The following is a 20238-nucleotide window of genomic DNA, read 5'->3' as shown; positions in this document are numbered from 1 at the left end:
AAAGCGTACAGCTCCCGGAAGAAATTCAACTCACCGTTAAATGGTTAAATGAATTTCTTCCGGATGCAGTACGCCAACATCAGGTAGCGATATTATCCGGTGCAAAACGCTCACGCAAAGAGCCCCGGATGCTTTGCTGATGATTAGTTAGGCACCTTAGTAAGTACTCCGTTGATGCTTTCCAGTACGAATGCACCGGTGTAACCCGCCGCCTGTGCGTTGGCTTGAACGTTACGCGCTTCGGTCAACGAGTTGAGATTGCCGATCATGAACAGCGTAAGGTTACCACGCATGGTGGTTTCGAGCGTACCGAGTTGCTGAGCTTTGCTGCGGACGAAGTTTTGCGGCTTGCCGTAGGCTCCCAACTGTACTTTGAAGCGGCCGAAGCTGCTCGGGTTCGATGGCTGAGTTGTAATTGTGGTCGGGTTGCTGGGCGGAACGTAAGTAGAACCACCAGATGAGAACGCAGCCGTACCACTGTCTGCCACTACAAATGCACCGGGGTAATCAGCTTTTGCCTCGGCAGCTGCACGAGCGGCTTCGGCGCGGGTTGCGAATACACCGATCCGGACTTTGTAAGAACTACCGTCGTTCACGTCGTACACCCGACCGAGATCGCTCACATTGTTGAATTTGTTCAGGTCCGGCGATTTGGCAAGGCTGGCAACCTGAACGGAATATCCTTGTACCTGGGTGTAAGACGTCGCTCCCGTGCTGCTGCCTCCGGAACTTCCTCCTCCGCTTGAAACAGAAGCGTCGGGAAGCATCGTCATATTACCGAGTACGTTGGGGTCGCTGCCATCATTGTTGGTTACCGGGAAACGAACCGTTTCATAGCCGTAAGCGGTAATCTGTACGTCGTAAGTGTTGTAGGGAGCGAGTTCCATCAGGTAAGTTCCGTCCGACCCGGTGTTGAGGTTAGCCGTCTGGCCGGTGGTACGTTGTACAATCTGGATGTTAGCTCCGGGAATACCGTAACCGGTCTGTGCGTCGGTAACGTAACCGCGGTAAGTTCCCGGAGGAGTTGGGCCACCACCAGGAGGGACAGTTCCGATGCTTCCGCCAACGGAAGAAGCAGGATTCAGTGACACACGCACGATGTTCTGCGCGTCGGGCTGGAGACTTTGCAGCGGTACCCGAACGGCCTGGAAGCCGTTTGCGCCAATCACGATATCACAGTTCAGCCCTTCAATTGGTTGCAGAACGTAACGACCACCAGCGTCTGTAGCGTAAACCTGACCTCCACAGCTACTGAAATCAACCGCTGCATTTGGAATAACCGAGCCATCCTGTGCAGACATCACCATCAGTACCTTGTTAACGTTGGCCCGTCCTACGCGGTAAATATCTTCTTGTCCGGAGCCGCCGATGCGGTTGGAAACAACGTAACCACTGCTGGTCACAGCATCGTAGGTGAACCCGATATCGTCCCGCTCCGAGTTAATTCCTTTACCCATGTGGTAAAGCGTGGATGGGCGGCCGTTCACGACCTCAGCGCGGAAAACATCGTAAGACCCCAGGCCGTGGTGCCAGTTCGAGGAGAAGAATAAGCTCTGACCATCAAAGAAAGGCGTGATTTCGTCTCCGACTGAGTTGACGACTGTTCCGAGGTTTTCCGGAACAGCTTCCCAGCTTTGTCCCTGACGATTGACGCGGTAGATATCGTAGCCACCGTATCCTTCGGGGCGGTTACTGGCAAAGTAGATCGTATTACCATCGGCCGAAAAAGTACCGTAACCGGAGCTGATGTCGGTGCCATTGAAGGGAAGCGGACGCGCATTTACCCATTGCTGTTCAGCGTTAATTTCAGCGATCATCAGGTTCATGCTGATGCCTGCTTCGGGAACCATTCTGGTGCCTGCGGTAAAGTTGTTCCGGGTGAAGATTACCTGGCGGCCGTCCGGGCTGTAACTCACCGGGCCAACGTTCCCGGCGGCATCGGTGTAGCCGGTGCGCAGTTCGAAAGCCTGCTGGAGCGTGCCGTCAGGGCCGATGGCCGCAACGAAAGGCTTGTTGCGTGCTTCGCCATCAAAGCTTCCGGCGGCAGTGCGGGAAGAGTTGAACACCAACTCTGTTGGTGTCACCATGCTGGGCCCAAAGTCGGATACCGGAGAGTTGGCACTGATGGCCTGTACGGTAAATCCACCATCGGCATTTGCCTGAGCAATGGCAAAATCGCAACTTTGAGCAAAGTGGTTACCCTCCACGCTATCGTGGTCACGAGCGTACAAAAGGTACCACTGCTTTGCTTCCTGGTAACGACCAAGGCTCTTGAGCACATGCGCGTGTTCCAGGATAGTGTGAGGCTCTACCCTCTTTTCCAAAACAGCCTGCTGGTAATAGCCATGGGCTGTCTGCATCTGGTTGAGCATCCGGTAAGAGTCGGCAATTCGGCTCAGAGCTTCCACGTCGGAAGGCCGGCGGGCGAGGGCACGTTTGTACGATTCAACCGCCAGGTTGTACGCTTTGAGTTCGTATTCTTTGTTAGCCGTCCGCATTTCGCTACGGAATTGGGCCTGAACGGGAAGAGCTACGGCTAACAGTAGCAGAACGAGGCATGATTGAAGAAGACTTTTCATCTTGAGTGTTTAGGTAATCAGTAGTGGTGAAAGCTCTTAAAGAGGGATGATTGCTTGTTTGATCCCGACGGTGCCAGGGGAACCATCCGGAAACGAAACATAACAAATTTAACTATGTTCGCGGTATTTTTGGTCTATTACCCCCTAATTAGTGCTAATTCGGGAGTTCACCGCCATTTTGCTTACCGAATTAAGACGTTAATAAGCGGCTCAAAGGTCACATTCGGTTTACCTTCGCGGGGCAAATATTTGCTTTTCTTTAGTCTATCAGCCCAAAAATGGGGGCAGGATGAAAATATAGGTTCATATTCTCCATCCCCTCTTCGGAAAACGCCCGAAACAATACCCGACATGCCCAAACTCATTCTCCTCTTCCTCCTTACGCTTGGCTGCAGCTGGGCGCACACGCAGGTGCAAAGCAAGGTTCCCGATACACAGCCCCTATCGGTAATGAGCTACAACATCCGTCTGAACGTTGCCAGCGACGGCGAAAATGCCTGGCCCGAACGACGAACGTTCCTTGCCAGCCAGATCAATTACCACCAACCGGACGTGATCGGTACTCAGGAAGGATTGCCAGAGCAGGTTAAGTGGCTCAACGAGCATCTATCCGCTTACAGCTTCGTCGGCCAGGGGCGCGACGGCGGTGACCGCGGCGAGTATTCCGCCGTATTCTACAACCGCCATAAATTCAGCGTAACCGATTCCGGAACTTTCTGGCTCAGCGAAACACCCGCTGAGATTTCTAAAGGATGGGACGCAGCCCTGAACCGGATATGTACCTGGGTACGGCTGCAACCCCGCAGCAACGGTGATGAGTTCATAGTCTTCAATACCCACTTCGACCACGTGGGCGAACTGGCCCGCTCCCAAAGCGCAGACCTGATTCTACGCATGGTCGACTCGCTGAACAAGGACCAGGTCCCCTACTTCGTAACCGGAGATTTTAACCTCGAGCCCGATTCCGAACCCATCCAAAAATTCCGGGCCAAAATGACGGATACCCACGACGCCGCTTCGGTCAGGCTCGGGCCATCGGGCACCTTCACCGGTTTCCGGTACGGTCAACCGGCGACCAGACGGATAGACTATGTTTTTGCCTCATCGACTCCCCGGACCGAAGTGCTTCGCTACGCGACCCTCACCGACGCAATCGACGGACGCTTCGCCAGCGACCACTTCCCCGTAATCGCCACTGTGCACCCGCGCCCGCGCCCGGTTATTGTTGCCCACCGGGGAGCCAGTGGTTACGCCCTCGAGAATTCCCTCGCGGCCTTCCGTAAAGCCGTCGAACTCGATGCCGACATGATCGAGCTCGACGTCTTCGCTCTGAAGGACGGCAATGTTGTCTGCTTTCATGACAGTGACCTGAAAAGGCTCACCGGTGTAAACGGCAAAATTGCGGACTACACCCTTTCCGAACTCAATCAGTTAACTTTAGCCGACGGATCCCGCATTCCACTGCTGAGTGATGCGATGAAGGTCATGGATAAGCAACTGCGCCTCAACATTGAACTCAAAGGACCAGGCACCGCGGAGCCAACCTACCGCATCATCCGGGATTTCATTGATAACCGCGGCTGGAAAATCGAGGACTTCCATATTTCAAGCTTTCGGCACGACCAGCTTAAAACGATGCGTCAGCTAAACGACCAGGTCGAAATAGGAATTCTCCCCCATGGTTCGCCCCTTGCTGCGCTTGAGCTGGCGAAGGAAATCAAGGCATTCTCCATCAATGCCTATAAGGGTAGTCTCAACCCAGAATCCGTCAAAACAATGCACGATGCCAACCTGAAAATCTACGCCTGGACGGTGAACACACACCAGGATATCCGCAACCTGCTCGACCTGGGAATCGACGGTTTCATCACCAACTACCCGGACCGGGTAAGCGAAATTGCGGCTGAATAAACCAATCAACGCAGTCGATAAAACATGAGACCCGGTATTTCCTTCGGAAATACCGGGTCTCAAATCTCGCAACCGGAGGCTCGCCCACGGAGTATGCCGCGACCAGATTAAAGGTCTACGATCGTAACCCCGTCTCCCCCGGCCTCCCGCGGCGGCGTGGTGAGCTTGAAGTTGTGGTTATACTCCGATAGTTTCTGGCGAACGGCCCGCTTCAATGTTCCGGTTCCTTTGCCGTGGACGATTCGCAACTGACTTGCGTTGGCGATCAGCGCGTTGTCCACGAAGAGTTCCATAGTGGCTAACACCTCTTCGTAGCGCATACCCCGCACGTCGAGCTTATTCGAGAAGGTCGCCGTGGCGGCAATGTTACTGCTCACACTCTTCTGGTTCCGGATAGTCAGCGGAGCATTGGCCTGTTCGAGGTCGCGGAGCTTGACTTCAAGACGAAGATCACCCACAATGATAGTAGCCCGTTTCTTATTGATGGATTCCACTTCGCCCGTCGCGCCTCCGGCGCGCAACCGAACGTGGTCTCCGACCTTGATGTCGTCGTCTCCACCCTTCACGGGAGCGTAGTAGATATCCTCTACCAAATCGGTTACCTGTTCAGCGATTTCGGTGCGCTTGCTGCGCAGTTCCTTCGCTTTCTCTTTTGCCTCTTCCAGTTTTTTTCCCTCCCGCAGATCGCGGATGAGGTTCTCCATTTCCTTATTGTACTTTGCGGTTTCCTGAAGAGAGGATTCCTTAGCTTCGAGCTTCAGGCGCTTACGGCGGACTTCCAGTTCCTTCCGGAGTTCCTCGTAGGTACGGGTCAGCGCATCGAGCGTTTTCTGCTTCTGGTCGAGTTCGCGGAGCTTATCGTCCGCCTCCGCTTTTTCGCGCTGCAAGTCGACGAGGAGCTGGTCTACAGCCCGTTCGTTTTTGCCCGCGCGACGCCGGGCGTATTCCATCACGCGGTTGGGCAGGCCGGTTTTGGTGGCGATCTCGAAGGCATAGCTTGAGCCGGGCTTACCTACCTTAAGCTCGTAGGTGGGGTCCAGGGTTTCGGTGTCGAAGTGCATCCCTCCGTTGATGATTCCCTTCGTTTTATAGGCGTAAATCTTCAGGTTGGAATAGTGGGTGGTAATGAGCCCGAAAACCTTCCGGTAGTTCAGTCCGTCAAGAATCCCTTCAGCAATTGCTCCTCCGGAAGCGGGGTCGGTGCCCGAGCCAAACTCATCGATCAGGACGAGCGTTGCGTCGTCGGCTGCTTTAAGGAATGCTTTCGCATTTTTGAGCCGCGAGCTGTAGGTCGAGAGGTCATCCTCAATGCTCTGCTGATCGCCGATGTCAGCGAAAAGCTGCTTGAATACGCCCATTTTAGATTCGGCTTCGACCGTCACCAGCATTCCGGATTGCAGCATCAGCTGCAACAGGCCGACGGTTTTCATGGTAATCGACTTACCACCGGCGTTAGGCCCTGAAAGCATCAGGATACGGTTTTTGCCCGTCAGGTTCAAGTCAAAAGGAACCGTCTTGCGGCCGTACGGCTTGTTCTTCAGGTAGAGTAAAGGATGGTAGCCCTGCAAAATACCGATGGTTGGGCGGTGATGTACTTTGGGTCGGGAGGCCTTCAACTGGCGCGCGAGGTTTGCCTTTGCCTGTACCACGTCGAGATAACCGATCAGATCGGCGTAGTCGCGCATGTGATCTACGTAAGGGCGTAGTTTATCCGACAGCTCCCGCAGGATACGGTAGATTTCGCGTTTTTCTTCCTGTTGAAAATCGAAGATATCATTGTTGATACTGATTACTGCATCGGGCTCGATGAAGGCCGTTTTTCCCGTGGCGGATTCGTCGTGGATGATACCACGAATCTTGCGCTTGTGCTCGCTGGGCACGGAGAGTACCCGGCGGCCGTTGCGCATACTTTCGACGGTATCGGACAGGAAGCCAGCGCGGCGGTACTTCTCGATCACCTGGCGGAAGACCTTCTCCACTTCGCGCTGTTTAGACCCGATGAGCCGGCGTATGCGGGAGAGTTCGTCTGAAGCATCTGAACGGATGACGCCCTCGGCGTCGATTACGCTTTCAATTTCAGCAGAGAGCTGGGGCTCGAAGTCGATCTTGCGGATAAGTCCGAAGAGTGCTTCGTACTTTTCTTTCCGCTCAGGTGAATTGAAAAAGGCAAAGATGCCTTTGGTTTGCAGCAACAGAACGTTGAGTTTGGCGAGGCCCGATTCTGAAAGGACGTACCCTTCGATCATGAGCATCTTCAATTCTTCCGAAATATCATCGTAAGCACCGATGGAAAAGAGCTGCTTTTCTTCGGTTCCCTGCTTGAATTCGGCGACCTCATCCAGCATCCGGTTGATGTGGGTAACTTTGACGGAAGGCTGGGTTTCTCGGATGAGCATCCGGCCCATTTCGCCGTTGCACTGTTCCTCCAAAATATGAAGAATCTTGTCGAATTCCAGTTTCTCGTAGGTGTCCCTTGGTTGTAAATTCATGGTATCTTCTCGTAAAGGGTACTAACGTACTTTCGGCCGTGATAGTTCCGGAATTTCGCTTTTTTTGGCGCAGTCGCAGGTGCAAAATCAGCGTTTCGAAGCAAAGACCGAAGCTAGCTGGCGGTCTTTTTTGCTGCAGATTCCAGACGATTTCATCCAACAAACCCTGCACCTGCGACCCCGCCAAAGTGAACCATTGACCCAAAAGATGCTTTAAACCACGGGCTTAAAGCCCAACTGACCAAAAAACTAGTATGTACGACGTAATAATTATCGGCTCCGGAGCGGGAGGCGGTACCATGGCTTACACCCTTGCCGACACCGGGAAAAAGATTCTTATTCTGGAACAGGGAACCTTCCTGCCCCGCGAGAAACGCAACTGGGATCCTCATTTCATCTTCGGAGAAGATGGTTACAAAGCTAAGGTGGAATGGATCGGCCCCGATGAAAAACAGCCCGTCGTAAAGCCCATCGTTTACCACCGCGTAGGCGGAAACACCAAAATGTACGGCGCGCTGCTGCACCGGCAGCGTCCCGAAGATTTTACCGAAGTGCAACATAAAGAAGGTATCAGCCCCGGATGGTGCGTCGGCTACGACGAATTCGAACCGTACTACATGATGGCTGAGCACGTTATGAAAATTCATGGCAACGCCGGCGAAGACAAAACCTCCGGGTTTCGTAGTGGTCCCTTCCCCTTCAAGGCTTTCCCGCACGAGGGAAGAATCGCTGAAGTCGCCCAGGACCTGAGCAACCTCGGCCTGAACATCCACCATTCTAACCTTGCGCTGAATCGTGACATCGATGAGCCGTGGCGGCGCCCCTGTATTGCCTGTAACACCTGCGACCCTTTCCCGTGTATGGTTCACGCAAAATCAGATGCTGAAACTTCACTGATCCGCCCCGCCCTGAAACACAAAAATGTATCTCTCTGGACCAATTCCAAAGTCAACCGGTTGGTAGAGGAAAACGGAAAGATCACCCGCATCGAACTGGAAAAAGATGGCGTCCCCATGGAATTGAGCGCTGACATCATCATCGTTTCCTGCGGAGCTATCAATTCTGCAGCACTGCTCCTGAAGAGTGGCGTAGCCAACTCATCCGATCAGGTAGGCCGCAATTTCACCAAACACAACCAGAGTGGCATATCCGCTATCAACCCGGACAAAGAGAATGACGTCATATTCCAGAAAACCTTGGGTTGCCATGATTTTTACCACGGCTCACCGGAGCACCCCTACCCGCTCGGGACGATTCAACTGACCGGTAAAGCTCACTATACCCGCATCCTTGGTGATTACAGCCATCTTGACCTCAGTATCGAGGACGCAAAACGAATGCAACGCCTGGCCGTAGATTTCTGGTTCACCTCCGAAGACCTGCCCGACCGCAAAAACCGGATCGAATGGACGGACAAAGGTATTAAGTTCAACTACCGGCCCAACAACCGCAAAAGTCATTTTGAGTTTCTGGACATGTTCCAGAATAAGTACCTCCGTAAGGCCGGTTTCAGTGAGTTCTACCGTTCTACGAAAGAGTTAGAATTCACTTGGCATCAGGCGGGAACTGCACAATTCGGCACCGATCCCAAAACATCCGTGCTCGACCCCAACTGTAAAGCCTGGGATCTCGACAATCTCTACGTGGTCGACGCAAGTTTCCAACCTTCGCAGGGCGCCACCAACCCGACGCTGACGATCATCGCCAACGCCATCCGGGTAGCCGAACACATTAAAACAGCCTGGTTCGCAGGCGATAAACTCACCACAAAGGACTTCCCGCTATCCGACGGATACATGGCGGATAACGCCACCGCCAATATCGAAGTAACCGCCCGGGTGGCCGGAGACGACGACTCCTGGGGGGCGTAATGAGTCGGGAGTTGGGAGTCTGGAGTCTGGAGTTGGGAGTCGGGAGTCTTGAGTCGGGAGTCGCTGCCGCAGGTGCTCTCGTTTCGCGGGAATGGGGCGGGAGTAATGAGTCGGGAGTAATGAGTTGGGAGTCTGGAGTCGCTGTCATACGCGCGACTCCCGACTCCAGACTCCAGACTCATTACTCCCGACTCTCAACTCACTATCTTCCTCCCTGGGCGGACCCGGATCGTCCGATTCGGTGCCAGTTGACGCCATTGGCGAGGCTGCCTTCTTTGATGGAGAACCATACAAAAAGAGGCTTACCGAGGATGTGGTCTTCAGGGACAAAGCCCCAGATCCGGCTGTCTTCCGAATTGTGGCGGTTGTCGCCCATCATCCAGTAGTAATCCTGCTGGAAGGTGTATTCGGTGATTTCCTTACCGTCGAGGTAAAATTTACCGCCTTTGGCTTCGTAACTCGGGTTTTCGTCGTACACCCGGATGGCACGCCAGTAGAGGCGGTGGGTGGCGTCGTCGAGCTTGATCGTCATTCCCTTGGCGGGGATGGTCACCGGCCCGTAGTTATCGACAGACCAGTTACCGTAGTACTTGGTATCATGGGGGTACATCCGGATTCCGCCTTCGGCGGATTTATCGGTATGGGTGATACTGATGGCCGGGTTTTCCGCTTTCATCTTGTCGATCTGATCCTGATTAAGGAAGAAAACCATATTCCCCTCCCGGTCCTGATAGTAGTCCTCGGCACTGATTCCCCAGTCAGACCATTCATCGGAGATGGCCGTTGGAGCAGGGCTGACAATGTAGCTGAACTGTACGTTTTCGGGATCGGGAACGGCTTCGCCGTTGATAATCACCTGACGGTCTCTGATTTCGAGACGTTCGCCTGGCAGGCCAACAGCCCGCTTAACGTAGTGATCACGCTTATCCCGCGGGCGGGTGGTCAGTTTGTAATAACCGTTAGCGATGGCCCGCTCCGTCTGTTGCGGGATCATGCCTCCGGCACGAAGTTCAAAGGGATAATGGTTACGACCAGGCGTAATGTAAACACTGTCTCCTGCCGGAACATTGAATACTACCGGATCGTAGCGGTCTATCGCTTCGAGCGCAGGAAGGCGGCGGTAAGGAAGCTCTGCACCTTCAATGTAGGATTCTCCCCCCGTGAACGGGGCCCGGTTGTGCGCCAAAGGAATCATCAGAATGGTTTCCGGGAGGCGAAGCCCGTAATGAATCTTGGAAACGAAGAGGAAGTCGCCCACGTTCAGGTTGCCCTCCATGGAGGGTGTGGGAATGATGTACGATTCGATGAGCAGCAAACGGATCATTGCCGCAGCGAAGATGGCGAAGATGGCTGCTTCGGCCCATTCACGGTAAAAGGGTTTCTCAAAGTCACGGTATCTGCCGTACACCCGATTTATCTCGCGCTTATCCCGCGTTTTTTCGGCAACGGCCAGTTCTTTGCGGAAGGCACGCTCCTTTACCAGAATCGGACCTTCGTACTTAACGTCATCTTGTTTACCCAACCAGCCAAAATAGCCCCAGGAGACAATGACCGATAAAACGTGCTCTCCGAAATTGAACCGACCGAAGGAACGACACAGGTCGACCATCAAACCCGCAAAGATGAACACGTTGAAATAGGGAATCAGCAGCAGTAAGGCGTGCCATGGCTTGCGCCCTACCAGTTCGGCCACCACCATCATATTCTTAACGGGGATGAGGGCCTGATTGGCAGGTTTTCCCGCTTTAGGGAAAAGTTTATAGAGCGCGGCGCTGAGGCCGATGTAGCCGAGTAGAAGTACCCAGGTAAGCCAAGTCATTGGTTAGTCTTTTAGACCTTTAGTCTGTTTGTCTTTTAGTAGCGACCGCGAAGGTAACAATTTGCCCCGCCTCGTGGCTCACCTTCGGATGATCCTTGGTCAATTCTCGACGAATCCCTCCAGCCACAGCTTATGCCCACCGCGGTGTCCGTAGAAGAAAACCTTGACGTACTTCCGGAAATAACCGGCGTTCATCGCGTCATACCTGACGTTGATCGATCCTACCTCGCCGGGCGCGACGGGAACATTGTTCCAGTCGGTAGCCGTGCACCCGCACCCTACCCGGACGTTCTCGACCAGAATAGGAGCGTCGGTCAGGTTCCTGAACTTAAAAATGTGGACGTGATCTTCACCCCGCAGGATGTCTCCCATATCAAAGGTTGTTTCGCCGAGCCATTCTACCGGTTCATCAGGCGGAGCAACGGTCATATTCAAACTCAACAGTAAGGAGATAAGATAAATCATCGGGGGAAAGAATAATTTTGGAAAGAGTTCAGGAAACAAGATAGCGTACTACTGCTCCTGCACGAAGTAAACGTTTTCAGTCTTGCTTAATTTCGTTAAGAAAATCCTATACTTGAAAGCCAGGTCAATCAAACGAACCCAAAAGCGGTTAACCATATAAACCAACAATACAATACCAATGAAAAAGCTACTTTTTGCCCTTCTGTTATTCGCGGGGGCTACCACTGCCGCTTCTGCCCAAGTCGTGGTAGACGGCGTCAACATCAACAACCTCGAGGAGGTTTCTATGATCCGGATGATTGCGCAGGAGCGTTTCCTCTCCAGCAAAGTGACCATCTTTATCGACTACGGCCAGAGCGTACAGGGCGGCAGCCGTCAACGAATGGAGGTGATCAACCCCAACGACGGTGACCGCATCAAATTCAACTCCGTAATGCACGCCGTAAACTACCTCATCAGCAACGGATGGGTATACCAGGAAGCTATGGTCCTGCCCAGCGAAGGCAATGCTTCCACCACCGGCGGAAGTACCCAGTACCTCTTCACCAGAGGCAGGTAAAGGAGTTACTCCATGTCCAATATCCGGGCATCACCTGCACTGGTATAAACTCTGTCCGTAGAACAGGGCAGTACAGCGTTCAGTATTCAGGTAGCCGAATGGCAACTGAATGCTGAACGCTTTTTTGTTTTCAGTATCCGGCGCGGACGCAGGATGCAGGGAAAGTTGACGGGCAGACTCCGCAAAACGCAAGCCGGCACAGCAGTCACCTGGCCGCATTTCTTGCTTCCGAAACCCTTACAATGCACCCCGCGCACCGCCGCCCCATTTGCTCTTCGTTGACTAGCACGATGCAGCTGGCGCTTACACCGAAAGGATGCCGGAAAACACCTTTCCTTTTCCTCCTGCGGGTAGTACATTGCACCCACAAATCGTTCGGTAAACGCTGACTGCAATGAATATACGCTTCGCAAAACCAGCTGATGCTCAAGCTATTGCTGATATTTTCAACCAATACCTCGGCATTGCAACCATGATGCTGGAGCCGCTCTCCGCTACGGATTACCAGCCCATTATCGAAGCCGTAAACTCACCGTGTGTCGTTATGTGCAACGATGCGGAAATTGTCATCGGTTTTGCCTACGTGAAACCCTACAGCAACCGTGGAGGATACATCCTTGCGGGAGAGATCACCATTTTTATGGCGCCTGAAACCGTCGGTAAGCGCCTGGGAGGACACCTTTACGATGAACTGCTACCGGAAGCTTACGCGCTTGGCTACCGCCACCTTACGGCTAAAATATGGGCCAATAATGGTAGCAGCATCCGTTTTCACGAAGGCTTCGGGTTTCGTATGGTAGGCACGCAGGTAGCCATAGGCCTTGTGGGAGGCAAGCGGATCGACACAGTAATAATGGAACGGGTCTGGTAGGGTAACAGGGGCGCAAACCAGCAAAAAGCCTGACCTGAATCAGCCGATTCTGGTTCCGTTCTCTACCGGTGTATCCGGGGCGAGAAGGGTGATAACTTTGCCTTCCATACCGCCCAGAACGAGGCATTCACTCATGATATTTGCAATCTGTTTGGGTGGGAAGTTGACCACCGCAACAACCTGCCGCCCCACCAGCCCTTCGGGCTGGTACAGGTCGGTAATCTGGGCCGAAGTCTTACGTTGGCCCAACGGGCCAAAATCGATTTCGAGGATATAGCTCGGGTTACGGGCCTCGGGGAAGTGGCGCGCAGCAATTACGGTTCCTACGCGCATTTCCACGCGGGTAAACTCAGACCAGGTGAGGGGAGTATCGTTATTCATGACGTAAATTTAACCAAGGAAGACTACTTTCTTGCGAAAAGCATCGGGAGGAGGTACAAGCCGAAACAGCCGACCAGTTCCACGAGCGTAACTCCCAGCAAGTCAGCGTATTTACCGGTAGAAACCGTCAGGTATTCCGGCCAGGAGCCAAAGATGAGCAGAAAACCACAGAGTAAGCCAAAACCGATAGAGAGCCAGAAGCTGAGCGGTGGTGCTTTAACCCACCACAAACAAAATACGGGAGCAAGGCCGGCCACCATTGCACCTGAAATCGTGGTCGCCGAGAGTATCGCCGGATTGAGGAACACGGGAATAGTACCGAAAACGGTGATGGTGACCATCGCCAGCCTCCCGGCAGTAACCGTTTTTTTGGACCCGCCACTAAAGTGCGGAGCGGATTTTTCGTCGGTGCCGTTCTCTTCCGAAACCGGGTGTTGCACCTGCGGCAGCGCCTCCGTTTTACCCACGCCAAGATCCATCACCGCAAGCTTGGAAAAACTGGTGAAGGTAGAATCGAGCGTACTGGCAGCTGAAGTGACCATAATGAAATTCATCACCAACAGAATAGGCCCGCCCAGTAGTTTAGCGACTTCTACCGGTGCCTGACCCTGCACGCCTTCAATTTGACCATAAATGCCAACGACGCTGAAAAGAATGATGCAAACAAAACCAATCGGCGCAGCCCATAAGAAGGCCTTGAGTGTTGTTTTGGGATCGCTCAGAAACCCCCGGTCAGTCATCACCGGATCGTGAAACGGATAGCTGAAACTCTGGAGGATAGCCACCAGTAAGAGGTTGCCTCCCGTCGCTAACGTCCACTCTCCCGAAGTCAGGATGGGAGCTACGTCATAATCCACCCGCGGCATGATGGCCAATAAGATAACCGTAATGAGAATACCGAAGAAGACCATCTGAATCACATCGGTGAGGATCGAAGAAGACATGCCTCCCTTCAGGCTGTAGGCCAACGTCAGCCCGGTAAACACCAGGATCGCGGCGTAGTAGGCCGTGTCCCCTACCCCGCCAAAATAACTACCGATCACCATCGTGTTCGACCAAATCTCGTTAAACAAACGAAAACAGATCAGCAGCGAGAAGACGACCATCGCCGATTTCCCGAAACGGGTCTCAAGAAAATGATGAATACTCCGGAAGCCGCCCTTGGTCCGCATTCTGTAAATCACCCAGCCCGCAACCGCAAAACCGAAATAGTAAGCAGCGTACGCTACACCACCAACCAGGCCGAAGGCCAGGCCAAGGTTTGCGCCGTTGGTGATCGACTTGGCAAACAACCAACTGATTACGAGGCTGCTGATAAGAGCAATGGTAGATGGTGCCCGGTCTTTTTTAGCGCCGCCGAAAAACTGAGCAGTGGTACGGGCAAAAGGTGCAACCACAAATAGTAAAAGGCTGGAAGCGATGACCAGCAGCCATTGAATGAATGTGATATTTTCGATGATAAAGAGGTTTAATTTTCAACAACAGTTTAAGACAAAATATCCAGTACCGTGGACAAAAGCAATAAAAAACGGGAGCTGATGCATACTGCTCAGCTCCCGTATCATTCCGCTAGTTTACGTCCCACCATACCGGGACGTTGATCGAATTATCCTGAGTTGCTGCGGCAGCAGACTGGTAGTTCTCGAAATTGAGGGCCTGCTCATCGCTGGGGTAAGGCATCCGAACGGGATAGAGACCATCGTTGAGGCTCGCCTCTACTGGCTTCAGTTCCGGGAAACCGGTCCGTCTCCATTCGGCCCAGCTTTCGTAGGCATTGCTGATGTTGGCAATCCACTTTTGGGTAATAATCTGCTCCAGCGCGCGGTCTTCATCGAAAGCCGTAGGCGCAACCGAGAGGTAAGACTCCGCAGGAAGGCGGTTGTAGTATTCGAAGGCCTGGTTGACACCCAGATCATAATAGGTCTTTGCGTCTCCTTCGAGGTATCCCTTTACCACCGCTTCCGCCAGCAGCAGGTTAGTCTCCCATGCGGTTAGGAAATTGAAGTCGAGATCACCGGTGTTTTCCCGGAAGATGGTTCCCGGGCGGGCATAGTTGTCGGGTACGATAGCGCTGCTGGCATCGATTCCGTTAATGATTCCGTTGAAATCATTGTTGGCGGTACTTGGCCGGTAAATGACATCGAGCCGGCGGTCATTCAAAGGTGCAAGGATTTCCTCGGCGGTTTCCGACATCAGGAAGACGTTGAAAATACCAACCCGTGCCGTAGCGAAGGGATAACTGTTTGGAGGTCCGGAAGCAAAATCGAAGGTAGCGTTCTGTGCGTTGGTTTGCAGGTAACGGCCCCCATCAACGATCTCTTGGATCTCATCTCCGGGGTCTTGCCGTGCTGAAATCCGGATGAGTGCCTTGATCCGAAGACTGTTCGCAAAACGAATCCAACCGTCCAGATCGCCGTCGAAAACGATGTCGCCGCTCAGCGGCACCGCTCCCTGGTAAGCATCCATTGCCTGAACTGCTTTTTCGAGGTTATCCAGGATTCCGTTTTCTGCATTGTAGATGTCTTCCTGCTTATCGTATTTCGGGGCAGTAACTCCCGTGGAGCGGCCCGCGAAAGCTTCGAAGTAAGGGACATCGCCGAACAGATCGGTCAGCGTCATTGCCAGGTAGGCTTTCATCACCAGAGCGGGGCCTTCGTACACCTGACGGGCCGGATTCTGACGGCTCAGTTCAAGGATCGTTTCGTTGTCGCGCAGGTTCGTATATAAAATTGGCCAGGGGTTGCCGCCCTCCTGCGGAGAGCTTAGCGCATGACGATCAAACAGGTTAAAATCGATCATGGAAAAGTGCTGACTCAGCAAGTTACCGGCTACGAAACCTTCGTAACTCATTGCATCACCGTATCCGTACAGAACCTGCCGCAGAAGCAGCTCCGGCTGGACCTCGCTCGGGGCGTTCTGGTTGGTATTTATTGCCTCGAAATCATCGGTACAGGCGAAAAAAAGAAGAAAAGGAGTTAAAAATATAAGGAGGGTTAGCTTTTTCATTTTAATTTTTTTTGGCGCGAACGCGGGTGCAGAGTAAGTTGCCGGTTCGGGTTGAGGTCACGGCCCGGAGCATGGCTCCGGGCCAACACAGTGCCCTCAGAGCACCGTAAACCGGCCGATGAAAGCCACGGACTAATACCTGTGGGCATTCAATCGTGGGCTTCTGGTCAGCCACTAGAACTCTACCCCGAGGTTGATACCGAAGGATCTCGCTGAAGGGTAAGAGATGTCTTCTACTCCACCGACAATGCTCTGCCCCTGAATGGCAAATTGCTCCGGATCAAAGTGAGGAATCTCCGTAAAAGCATAAAGGTTACGGCCGGTCAGGCTGATGCTCAGGCTGCCGAGTCCGTCCAGAAAGGTGTCATCGAGTTGCTGCTGCCCCAAACGATAGGTAAGGGAAACTTCACGAATTTTGAGGTAGCTCGCGTCGTAAACGTTGTTCTCTTCGTGATTCCGGTTGTAAAAGCTGCGGTAGAAGCTCTCGGCCGAGACCGCAGTTGTGTTCTGGGTGTAAACAGGATTGTCGCTTGTGCCCGTATTTTGGACGCCTTCGATTACAAAGCCATCATCCGGACGATTTTCCGTTTCTTCCAGTTGTCCCGCAACGCCGGCCAACGCCAGGGTACGTGAGACCAACTCTCCACCTTGACGCCAGTCCAGCAGCACGCCCAGGTCGAAATTGCCGAAGCGGACGTTGTTCTGGAAACCGAGGATGAAGTCGGGGTTCGAATTACCAAGCTTCTTCAGGTTATTGTCTTCGATGAAACCACCACTAGAGTTGAGGACCAGGTCGCCGTCATCGTTGCGGAGGTAACCCGTTCCCCAGATGTCGCCGATTTCACCGCCTTCTTCAACAATGAAGAACACCGTCTGATTGACCGAGTTATAAACCCGGCTGAAAGCCAGGGTGAAACGATCTGTCCCCTCCGGCAACTCATCTACCGTGGCTTTATTGGTGCTGAAGTTGAAGCGGCTCGTCCATTTGATCTTATTGTTCCAGACAGGACGCAGGCTCAGGACAGCCTCCAGGCCGTTGGCGCTCACTTTGCCGCCGTTCACGATTTGTTCGCTGTAACCGGAGGAAGAAGGAACGGGCAGGCTCAGGATCTGGTTCTCCGTAGTCTGGGTGTAGTACGTTACATCAAGGCCGATCCGGTCGTCGATGAAGCGGGCATCGAAGCCTGCTTCTGCACTTGTGGTTTTCTCCGGAACAAGACCGGGCGCCGCCAGTACAGCTTGTTCGGAGAACGTCGGTTCGCCGCCAAACGGTGTCTGAGCTACGAAAGTCGAACTTGTCCGGTAAGGGTCGGTGTCGTTGCCCACCTGAGCCCAGTTGGCCCGCAACTGAAGAAAGCTTACGTTATCCGGAAGGTCAAAGACGCGCTTGGGCAGGAAACTCAGACTTACGGAAGGATAAAAGAAACTCGTGTTGTCCGCATTGGTCGGCGTAGCGAGAGCCGAAGACCAGTCGTTACGCCCCGTCACGTCGAGAAAGAGAAAGTCTTTGTAGCCAAACTTCGCCAGCCCGTAAACGCTGTTGATTCGCTTGTCTGCTACCTGGTCGAAGATTTCTACGGGACTGGCAGCATTGCTGAGTCGGAAAATACCCGGCTGGGCCAGCGTGAGGGCCTGACTCTGGGTATTCTGAGCGGTTTGGTCGAAGCGGTTGCCACCCACAAGAAGGTTTACACTAATTTCACCTCCCACGTTGGGGCGGTAATCGAGCAAAAAGTCGGTATTGACTTCCCGGTAGAGTACGTCGTTTTCAGCGTAACCGCCCTGTGTAAAGCGGTTACTACTGAAGTTGCGGAGGAACTGGCGCTTCTCGTTGCTGTAGTCCATGCCCGTACGGATGGTAGCCTTTAGTGTAGAGGTGAATTCATAGCTCGCCGAAACATTCCCAAAGAGCCGGTCCCGGTTGAAGCTGTTGCGGTTTTCCTCGAGGATGAAGAAAGGATTGTCGAAGAAGGTATAGTTGAAACTGTACTGCTGTGTTCCTTCCAGACCGGGTTGCCAGTAATCACGCAGGCTCTCGGTATTCGTCTGGCGGCCGTACCAGGCCGTAAGACTGTAACCGATGTTTTCGGATCCGTAGCCCGCAGCCGGTCGGTTGTCGGAGTTGGTGTTTATATAGTTGATGTTGGCGTTCACCCGGAGTTTATCCGACGGGCGAAAGCTGAACTTTCCGGAGATATTTTTTCTTTTCAGATTTACCCCCGGGATGTAGCTGGTGGAACGAAGATCTGACGCGGAGAGTCTGAAATCGCCAAAATCACCACCACCACTGATGGCGAGGCTGTTGATGGCTGTGGTTCCCGTTTCGTAAAAATCTTTCAGGTTGTCGGGGTTGCTCACCCACGGGGTTGGGGTAATGGGCAAACCACCGTGGACGGCCACGTCGCCCCCCCGGACAACGCTGCCGTCGGGCAGCGTAACCGGGCTGTCGAACTGAGCGATGTTCAGGCCTGCGTCGAGCTCAGGGCCGTAGCTGTAGGTGATGTTATCGGAAATTCCGGCGCCGAGGCCGTCAACGAATTCGAACTGACCACCCTGCCCCTGGCCGTAGGTGTTCTGGAGTTGTGGCAACTGAAAAGGATTGTCGACCGTGAAACTGGAATTGAAGCTAACGCCCAACCCTTGTTTCCGTCCGCCGGATTTGGTCGTGATCTGAACAACTCCGTTGGCCGCTCTGGTGCCGTAAAGTGCCGCTGCCGAAGCTCCCTTCAGTACACTTACGGATTCGATGTCAGCGGGGTTAACGTCCATAGCACCGTTTCCGAAATCTACTTCCTGGAAGCCGGAAGCATCCTCGTTGGTCAGGTTGATGATAGTATTATTGTTGATGGGCGTACCGTCGACAACGAAAAGCGGATTGTTGTTGGTAAACGAAGTTTGCCCCCGGATGACGATCTGGCTGGTAGAACCAACCCCGGTCGCGCCGGAAGTAACCTGCAGCCCAGCCACCTGACCGGAGAGGTTATCGAGGAAGTTGACGGCCTGAACGTCGGTCAGTGCCTCACCGTCGATTTGCTGGACGGCGTAGCCGAGTTCGCGGTTGTCCCGCTCAAGGCCAAGGGCCGTAACCACCACTTCGCCGAGCGAAGTTCCCGGTTGGAGAGCGATCACCAAACCTTCCTTTGCACCTGCGGCCGCGCCCAGATTATACTTACGGCTCTTGTAACCGATATAACTGATCCGGAGATGGTTGGAGCCTTCCGGAATTTCAAGCGAGAAGTTACCGTCAATATCGGTAATGGATCCAACGTCGGCCCCTTCGGGCGCCAACACGGAAGCCCCAATTAGCGGTTCCTGAGTAATAGCATCAATGACGGTACCAGACACAGTGGTTTGCGCCGGTAAAACGACGGAAAAAAGCAGGCCAATAAAGGTGGCCAGCATACGAATGCGAAGCATATAACAGACTTGTAAAGTTGATGAACTAGGTTGGGATAAACTACGAACTACATATTAAATGGGAGGAGCACGCCCCAGACGCCGCATAACAGTAACTGGTTCAACAGTTTCAGGCACAACGCCAAATGCTGCATCGGCAAGTAACATCAGGTCAAACAATTCCGATAATTGCTTGCGCAACAGGAACCAATGCTGACTAAGGTCCTCAAAACAGTTCAGATCCCCCAGGCGAATTGCCTCGGAATGGCGAGGCAGTATCTGCACCAGCTCATTAAGCAAATTTTCGGTTTGCCAGCCGATACCGGCGAATAGCTCAGCGTCGAAATCGGAACGCTGCAGGCCAATGAGCCATACGCCACCACGCCGGTCGGGGCCGATTACGTTTTCGCCAGCGGCCAGCTTAAGGGCGGCGGAGCGCAGGTGCGATGTGGAGATTTGAGGGCAATCATTGCCTACCACTAAAAGGCGCTCAGCGCCTTTTTCAAAGACTTCTTTCATGGCGAGCGCCAGGCGCTCGCCGAAGGTTTCTCCCCGCTGGGATGCTTCGTCGGAGCGATAAACTCTCAGGCCAGTTCGCGCAATTGTTTCTTCGGTGCGTGAGATGAGAGCCTCGGTAATGCGCTTATCTGCTTTGCCCCCACCAAAACTTTTGTTCTCCGCCTCGGCTGAAGCCGAACGGGAAAAAAGAAGAATGGCAGTATGGAACTGGGGCATGCGGCAAAGGTGCTAAAAAAAACAGTTACGGCAAGCGGTGCGGCTTTGGTTTTGTCGGCAGGGGACGGATAGGAAGCAATTGGGTTTTGTAACCCATCATTTATAAAGTAATAAAAGCGTCTAACTCATTTGTGACAAATTTTGCTATTTTTGTCA

At 53.3% G+C, this 20238-nt stretch carries 13 protein-coding genes; 4 read left to right on the top strand and 9 right to left on the bottom strand.

Annotated elements, in window-relative coordinates; genetic code table 11:
• Positions 1 to 143 precede the first annotated feature (143 nt).
• On the bottom strand, positions 144 to 2579 hold the full coding sequence (locus FUA23_RS01120) for a carboxypeptidase regulatory-like domain-containing protein (protein WP_147928857.1): 2436 nt from the start codon (positions 2577 to 2579) through the stop codon (positions 144 to 146).
• A 351-nt stretch (positions 2580 to 2930) separates the two neighbouring features.
• Here FUA23_RS01120 and FUA23_RS01115 point away from each other — a divergent pair, with 351 nt between their 5' ends.
• Positions 2931 to 4490 carry a glycerophosphodiester phosphodiesterase family protein gene (locus tag FUA23_RS01115; protein ID WP_147928856.1) on the top strand — a complete coding sequence of 520 codons (1560 nt, stop codon included), beginning with the start codon at positions 2931 to 2933 and terminating at the stop codon, positions 4488 to 4490.
• A 107-nt stretch (positions 4491 to 4597) separates the two neighbouring features.
• Here FUA23_RS01115 and FUA23_RS01110 read toward each other — a convergent pair whose 3' ends face one another.
• On the bottom strand, positions 4598 to 6979 hold the full coding sequence (locus FUA23_RS01110) for an endonuclease MutS2 (protein ID WP_147928855.1): 2382 nt from the start codon (positions 6977 to 6979) through the stop codon (positions 4598 to 4600).
• A gap of 254 nt (positions 6980 to 7233) precedes the next feature.
• Here FUA23_RS01110 and FUA23_RS01105 point away from each other — a divergent pair, with 254 nt between their 5' ends.
• On the top strand, positions 7234 to 8850 hold the full coding sequence (locus FUA23_RS01105; RefSeq protein WP_147928854.1) for a GMC oxidoreductase: 1617 nt from the start codon (positions 7234 to 7236) through the stop codon (positions 8848 to 8850).
• A gap of 202 nt (positions 8851 to 9052) precedes the next feature.
• On the opposite strand, the gene FUA23_RS01100 is transcribed toward FUA23_RS01105, so the two are convergent.
• On the bottom strand, positions 9053 to 10669 hold the full coding sequence (locus tag FUA23_RS01100) for a S26 family signal peptidase (RefSeq protein ID WP_147928853.1): 1617 nt from the start codon (positions 10667 to 10669) through the stop codon (positions 9053 to 9055).
• A gap of 99 nt (positions 10670 to 10768) precedes the next feature.
• On the bottom strand, positions 10769 to 11134 hold the full coding sequence (locus tag FUA23_RS01095; RefSeq protein ID WP_147928852.1) for a DUF1573 domain-containing protein: 366 nt from the start codon (positions 11132 to 11134) through the stop codon (positions 10769 to 10771).
• Between the two features lie 178 nt (positions 11135 to 11312).
• Between FUA23_RS01095 and FUA23_RS01090 the strand changes: the two genes are divergently transcribed.
• Positions 11313 to 11693, top strand: a complete 381-nt coding sequence (locus FUA23_RS01090; RefSeq protein WP_147928851.1) for a hypothetical protein — start codon at positions 11313 to 11315, stop codon at positions 11691 to 11693.
• Positions 11694 to 12087: 394 nt separating this feature from the next.
• Positions 12088 to 12564, top strand: a complete 477-nt coding sequence (locus FUA23_RS01085) for a GNAT family N-acetyltransferase (RefSeq protein ID WP_147928850.1) — start codon at positions 12088 to 12090, stop codon at positions 12562 to 12564.
• 39 nt (positions 12565 to 12603) lie between these two features.
• On the opposite strand, the gene FUA23_RS01080 is transcribed toward FUA23_RS01085, so the two are convergent.
• The 5 genes from FUA23_RS01080 to FUA23_RS01060 form a co-directional block, all read right to left on the bottom strand.
• Complete coding sequence (locus FUA23_RS01080) at positions 12604 to 12945, bottom strand: tRNA-binding protein (RefSeq protein WP_147928849.1); 342 nt, start codon at positions 12943 to 12945, stop codon at positions 12604 to 12606.
• A 23-nt stretch (positions 12946 to 12968) separates the two neighbouring features.
• The gene (locus FUA23_RS01075; protein WP_246143967.1) at positions 12969 to 14342 is read right to left on the bottom strand and encodes a sodium:solute symporter family transporter; all 1374 of its coding nucleotides are present in this window, start codon (positions 14340 to 14342) and stop codon (positions 12969 to 12971) included.
• 172 nt (positions 14343 to 14514) lie between these two features.
• Positions 14515 to 15951 carry a SusD/RagB family nutrient-binding outer membrane lipoprotein gene (locus FUA23_RS01070; RefSeq protein WP_147928847.1) on the bottom strand — a complete coding sequence of 479 codons (1437 nt, stop codon included), beginning with the start codon at positions 15949 to 15951 and terminating at the stop codon, positions 14515 to 14517.
• A gap of 174 nt (positions 15952 to 16125) precedes the next feature.
• Positions 16126 to 19368, bottom strand: coding sequence for a SusC/RagA family TonB-linked outer membrane protein (locus FUA23_RS01065; protein WP_147928846.1), 3243 nt, complete (start codon positions 19366 to 19368; stop codon positions 16126 to 16128).
• A 54-nt stretch (positions 19369 to 19422) separates the two neighbouring features.
• Positions 19423 to 20082 (bottom strand): TIGR04282 family arsenosugar biosynthesis glycosyltransferase, encoded by a 660-nt coding sequence (locus FUA23_RS01060; RefSeq protein WP_147928845.1) that lies wholly within the window; start codon positions 20080 to 20082, stop codon positions 19423 to 19425.
• Positions 20083 to 20238: the final 156 nt, after the last annotated feature.

It is taken from the genome of Neolewinella aurantiaca (assembly GCF_008014675.1).
In the GTDB taxonomy this organism is placed as follows: Bacteria; Bacteroidota; Bacteroidia; order Chitinophagales; family Saprospiraceae; genus Neolewinella; species Neolewinella aurantiaca.
Note: the sequence above shows the minus strand (reverse complement) of the source record. Positions and strands in the feature narration are given on the sequence as shown.

Excerpts from the sequence above, each read along its gene's own strand:
- FUA23_RS01060 (WP_147928845.1), bottom strand. The coding sequence starts at position 20,082 with ATGCCCCAGTTCCATACTGCCATTCTTCTTTTTTCCCGTTCGGCTTCA.
- FUA23_RS01120 (WP_147928857.1), bottom strand. The coding sequence starts at position 2,579 with ATGAAAAGTCTTCTTCAATCATGCCTCGTTCTGCTACTGTTAGCCGTA.
- FUA23_RS01085 (WP_147928850.1), top strand. The coding sequence starts at position 12,088 with ATGAATATACGCTTCGCAAAACCAGCTGATGCTCAAGCTATTGCTGAT.
- FUA23_RS01115 (WP_147928856.1), top strand. The coding sequence starts at position 2,931 with ATGCCCAAACTCATTCTCCTCTTCCTCCTTACGCTTGGCTGCAGCTGG.
- FUA23_RS01095 (WP_147928852.1), bottom strand. The coding sequence starts at position 11,134 with ATGATTTATCTTATCTCCTTACTGTTGAGTTTGAATATGACCGTTGCT.
- FUA23_RS01100 (WP_147928853.1), bottom strand. The coding sequence starts at position 10,669 with ATGACTTGGCTTACCTGGGTACTTCTACTCGGCTACATCGGCCTCAGC.
- FUA23_RS01105 (WP_147928854.1), top strand. The coding sequence starts at position 7,234 with ATGTACGACGTAATAATTATCGGCTCCGGAGCGGGAGGCGGTACCATG.
- FUA23_RS01065 (WP_147928846.1), bottom strand. The coding sequence starts at position 19,368 with ATGCTTCGCATTCGTATGCTGGCCACCTTTATTGGCCTGCTTTTTTCC.
- FUA23_RS01090 (WP_147928851.1), top strand. The coding sequence starts at position 11,313 with ATGAAAAAGCTACTTTTTGCCCTTCTGTTATTCGCGGGGGCTACCACT.
- FUA23_RS01070 (WP_147928847.1), bottom strand. The coding sequence starts at position 15,951 with ATGAAAAAGCTAACCCTCCTTATATTTTTAACTCCTTTTCTTCTTTTT.
- FUA23_RS01110 (WP_147928855.1), bottom strand. The coding sequence starts at position 6,979 with ATGAATTTACAACCAAGGGACACCTACGAGAAACTGGAATTCGACAAG.
- FUA23_RS01080 (WP_147928849.1), bottom strand. The coding sequence starts at position 12,945 with ATGAATAACGATACTCCCCTCACCTGGTCTGAGTTTACCCGCGTGGAA.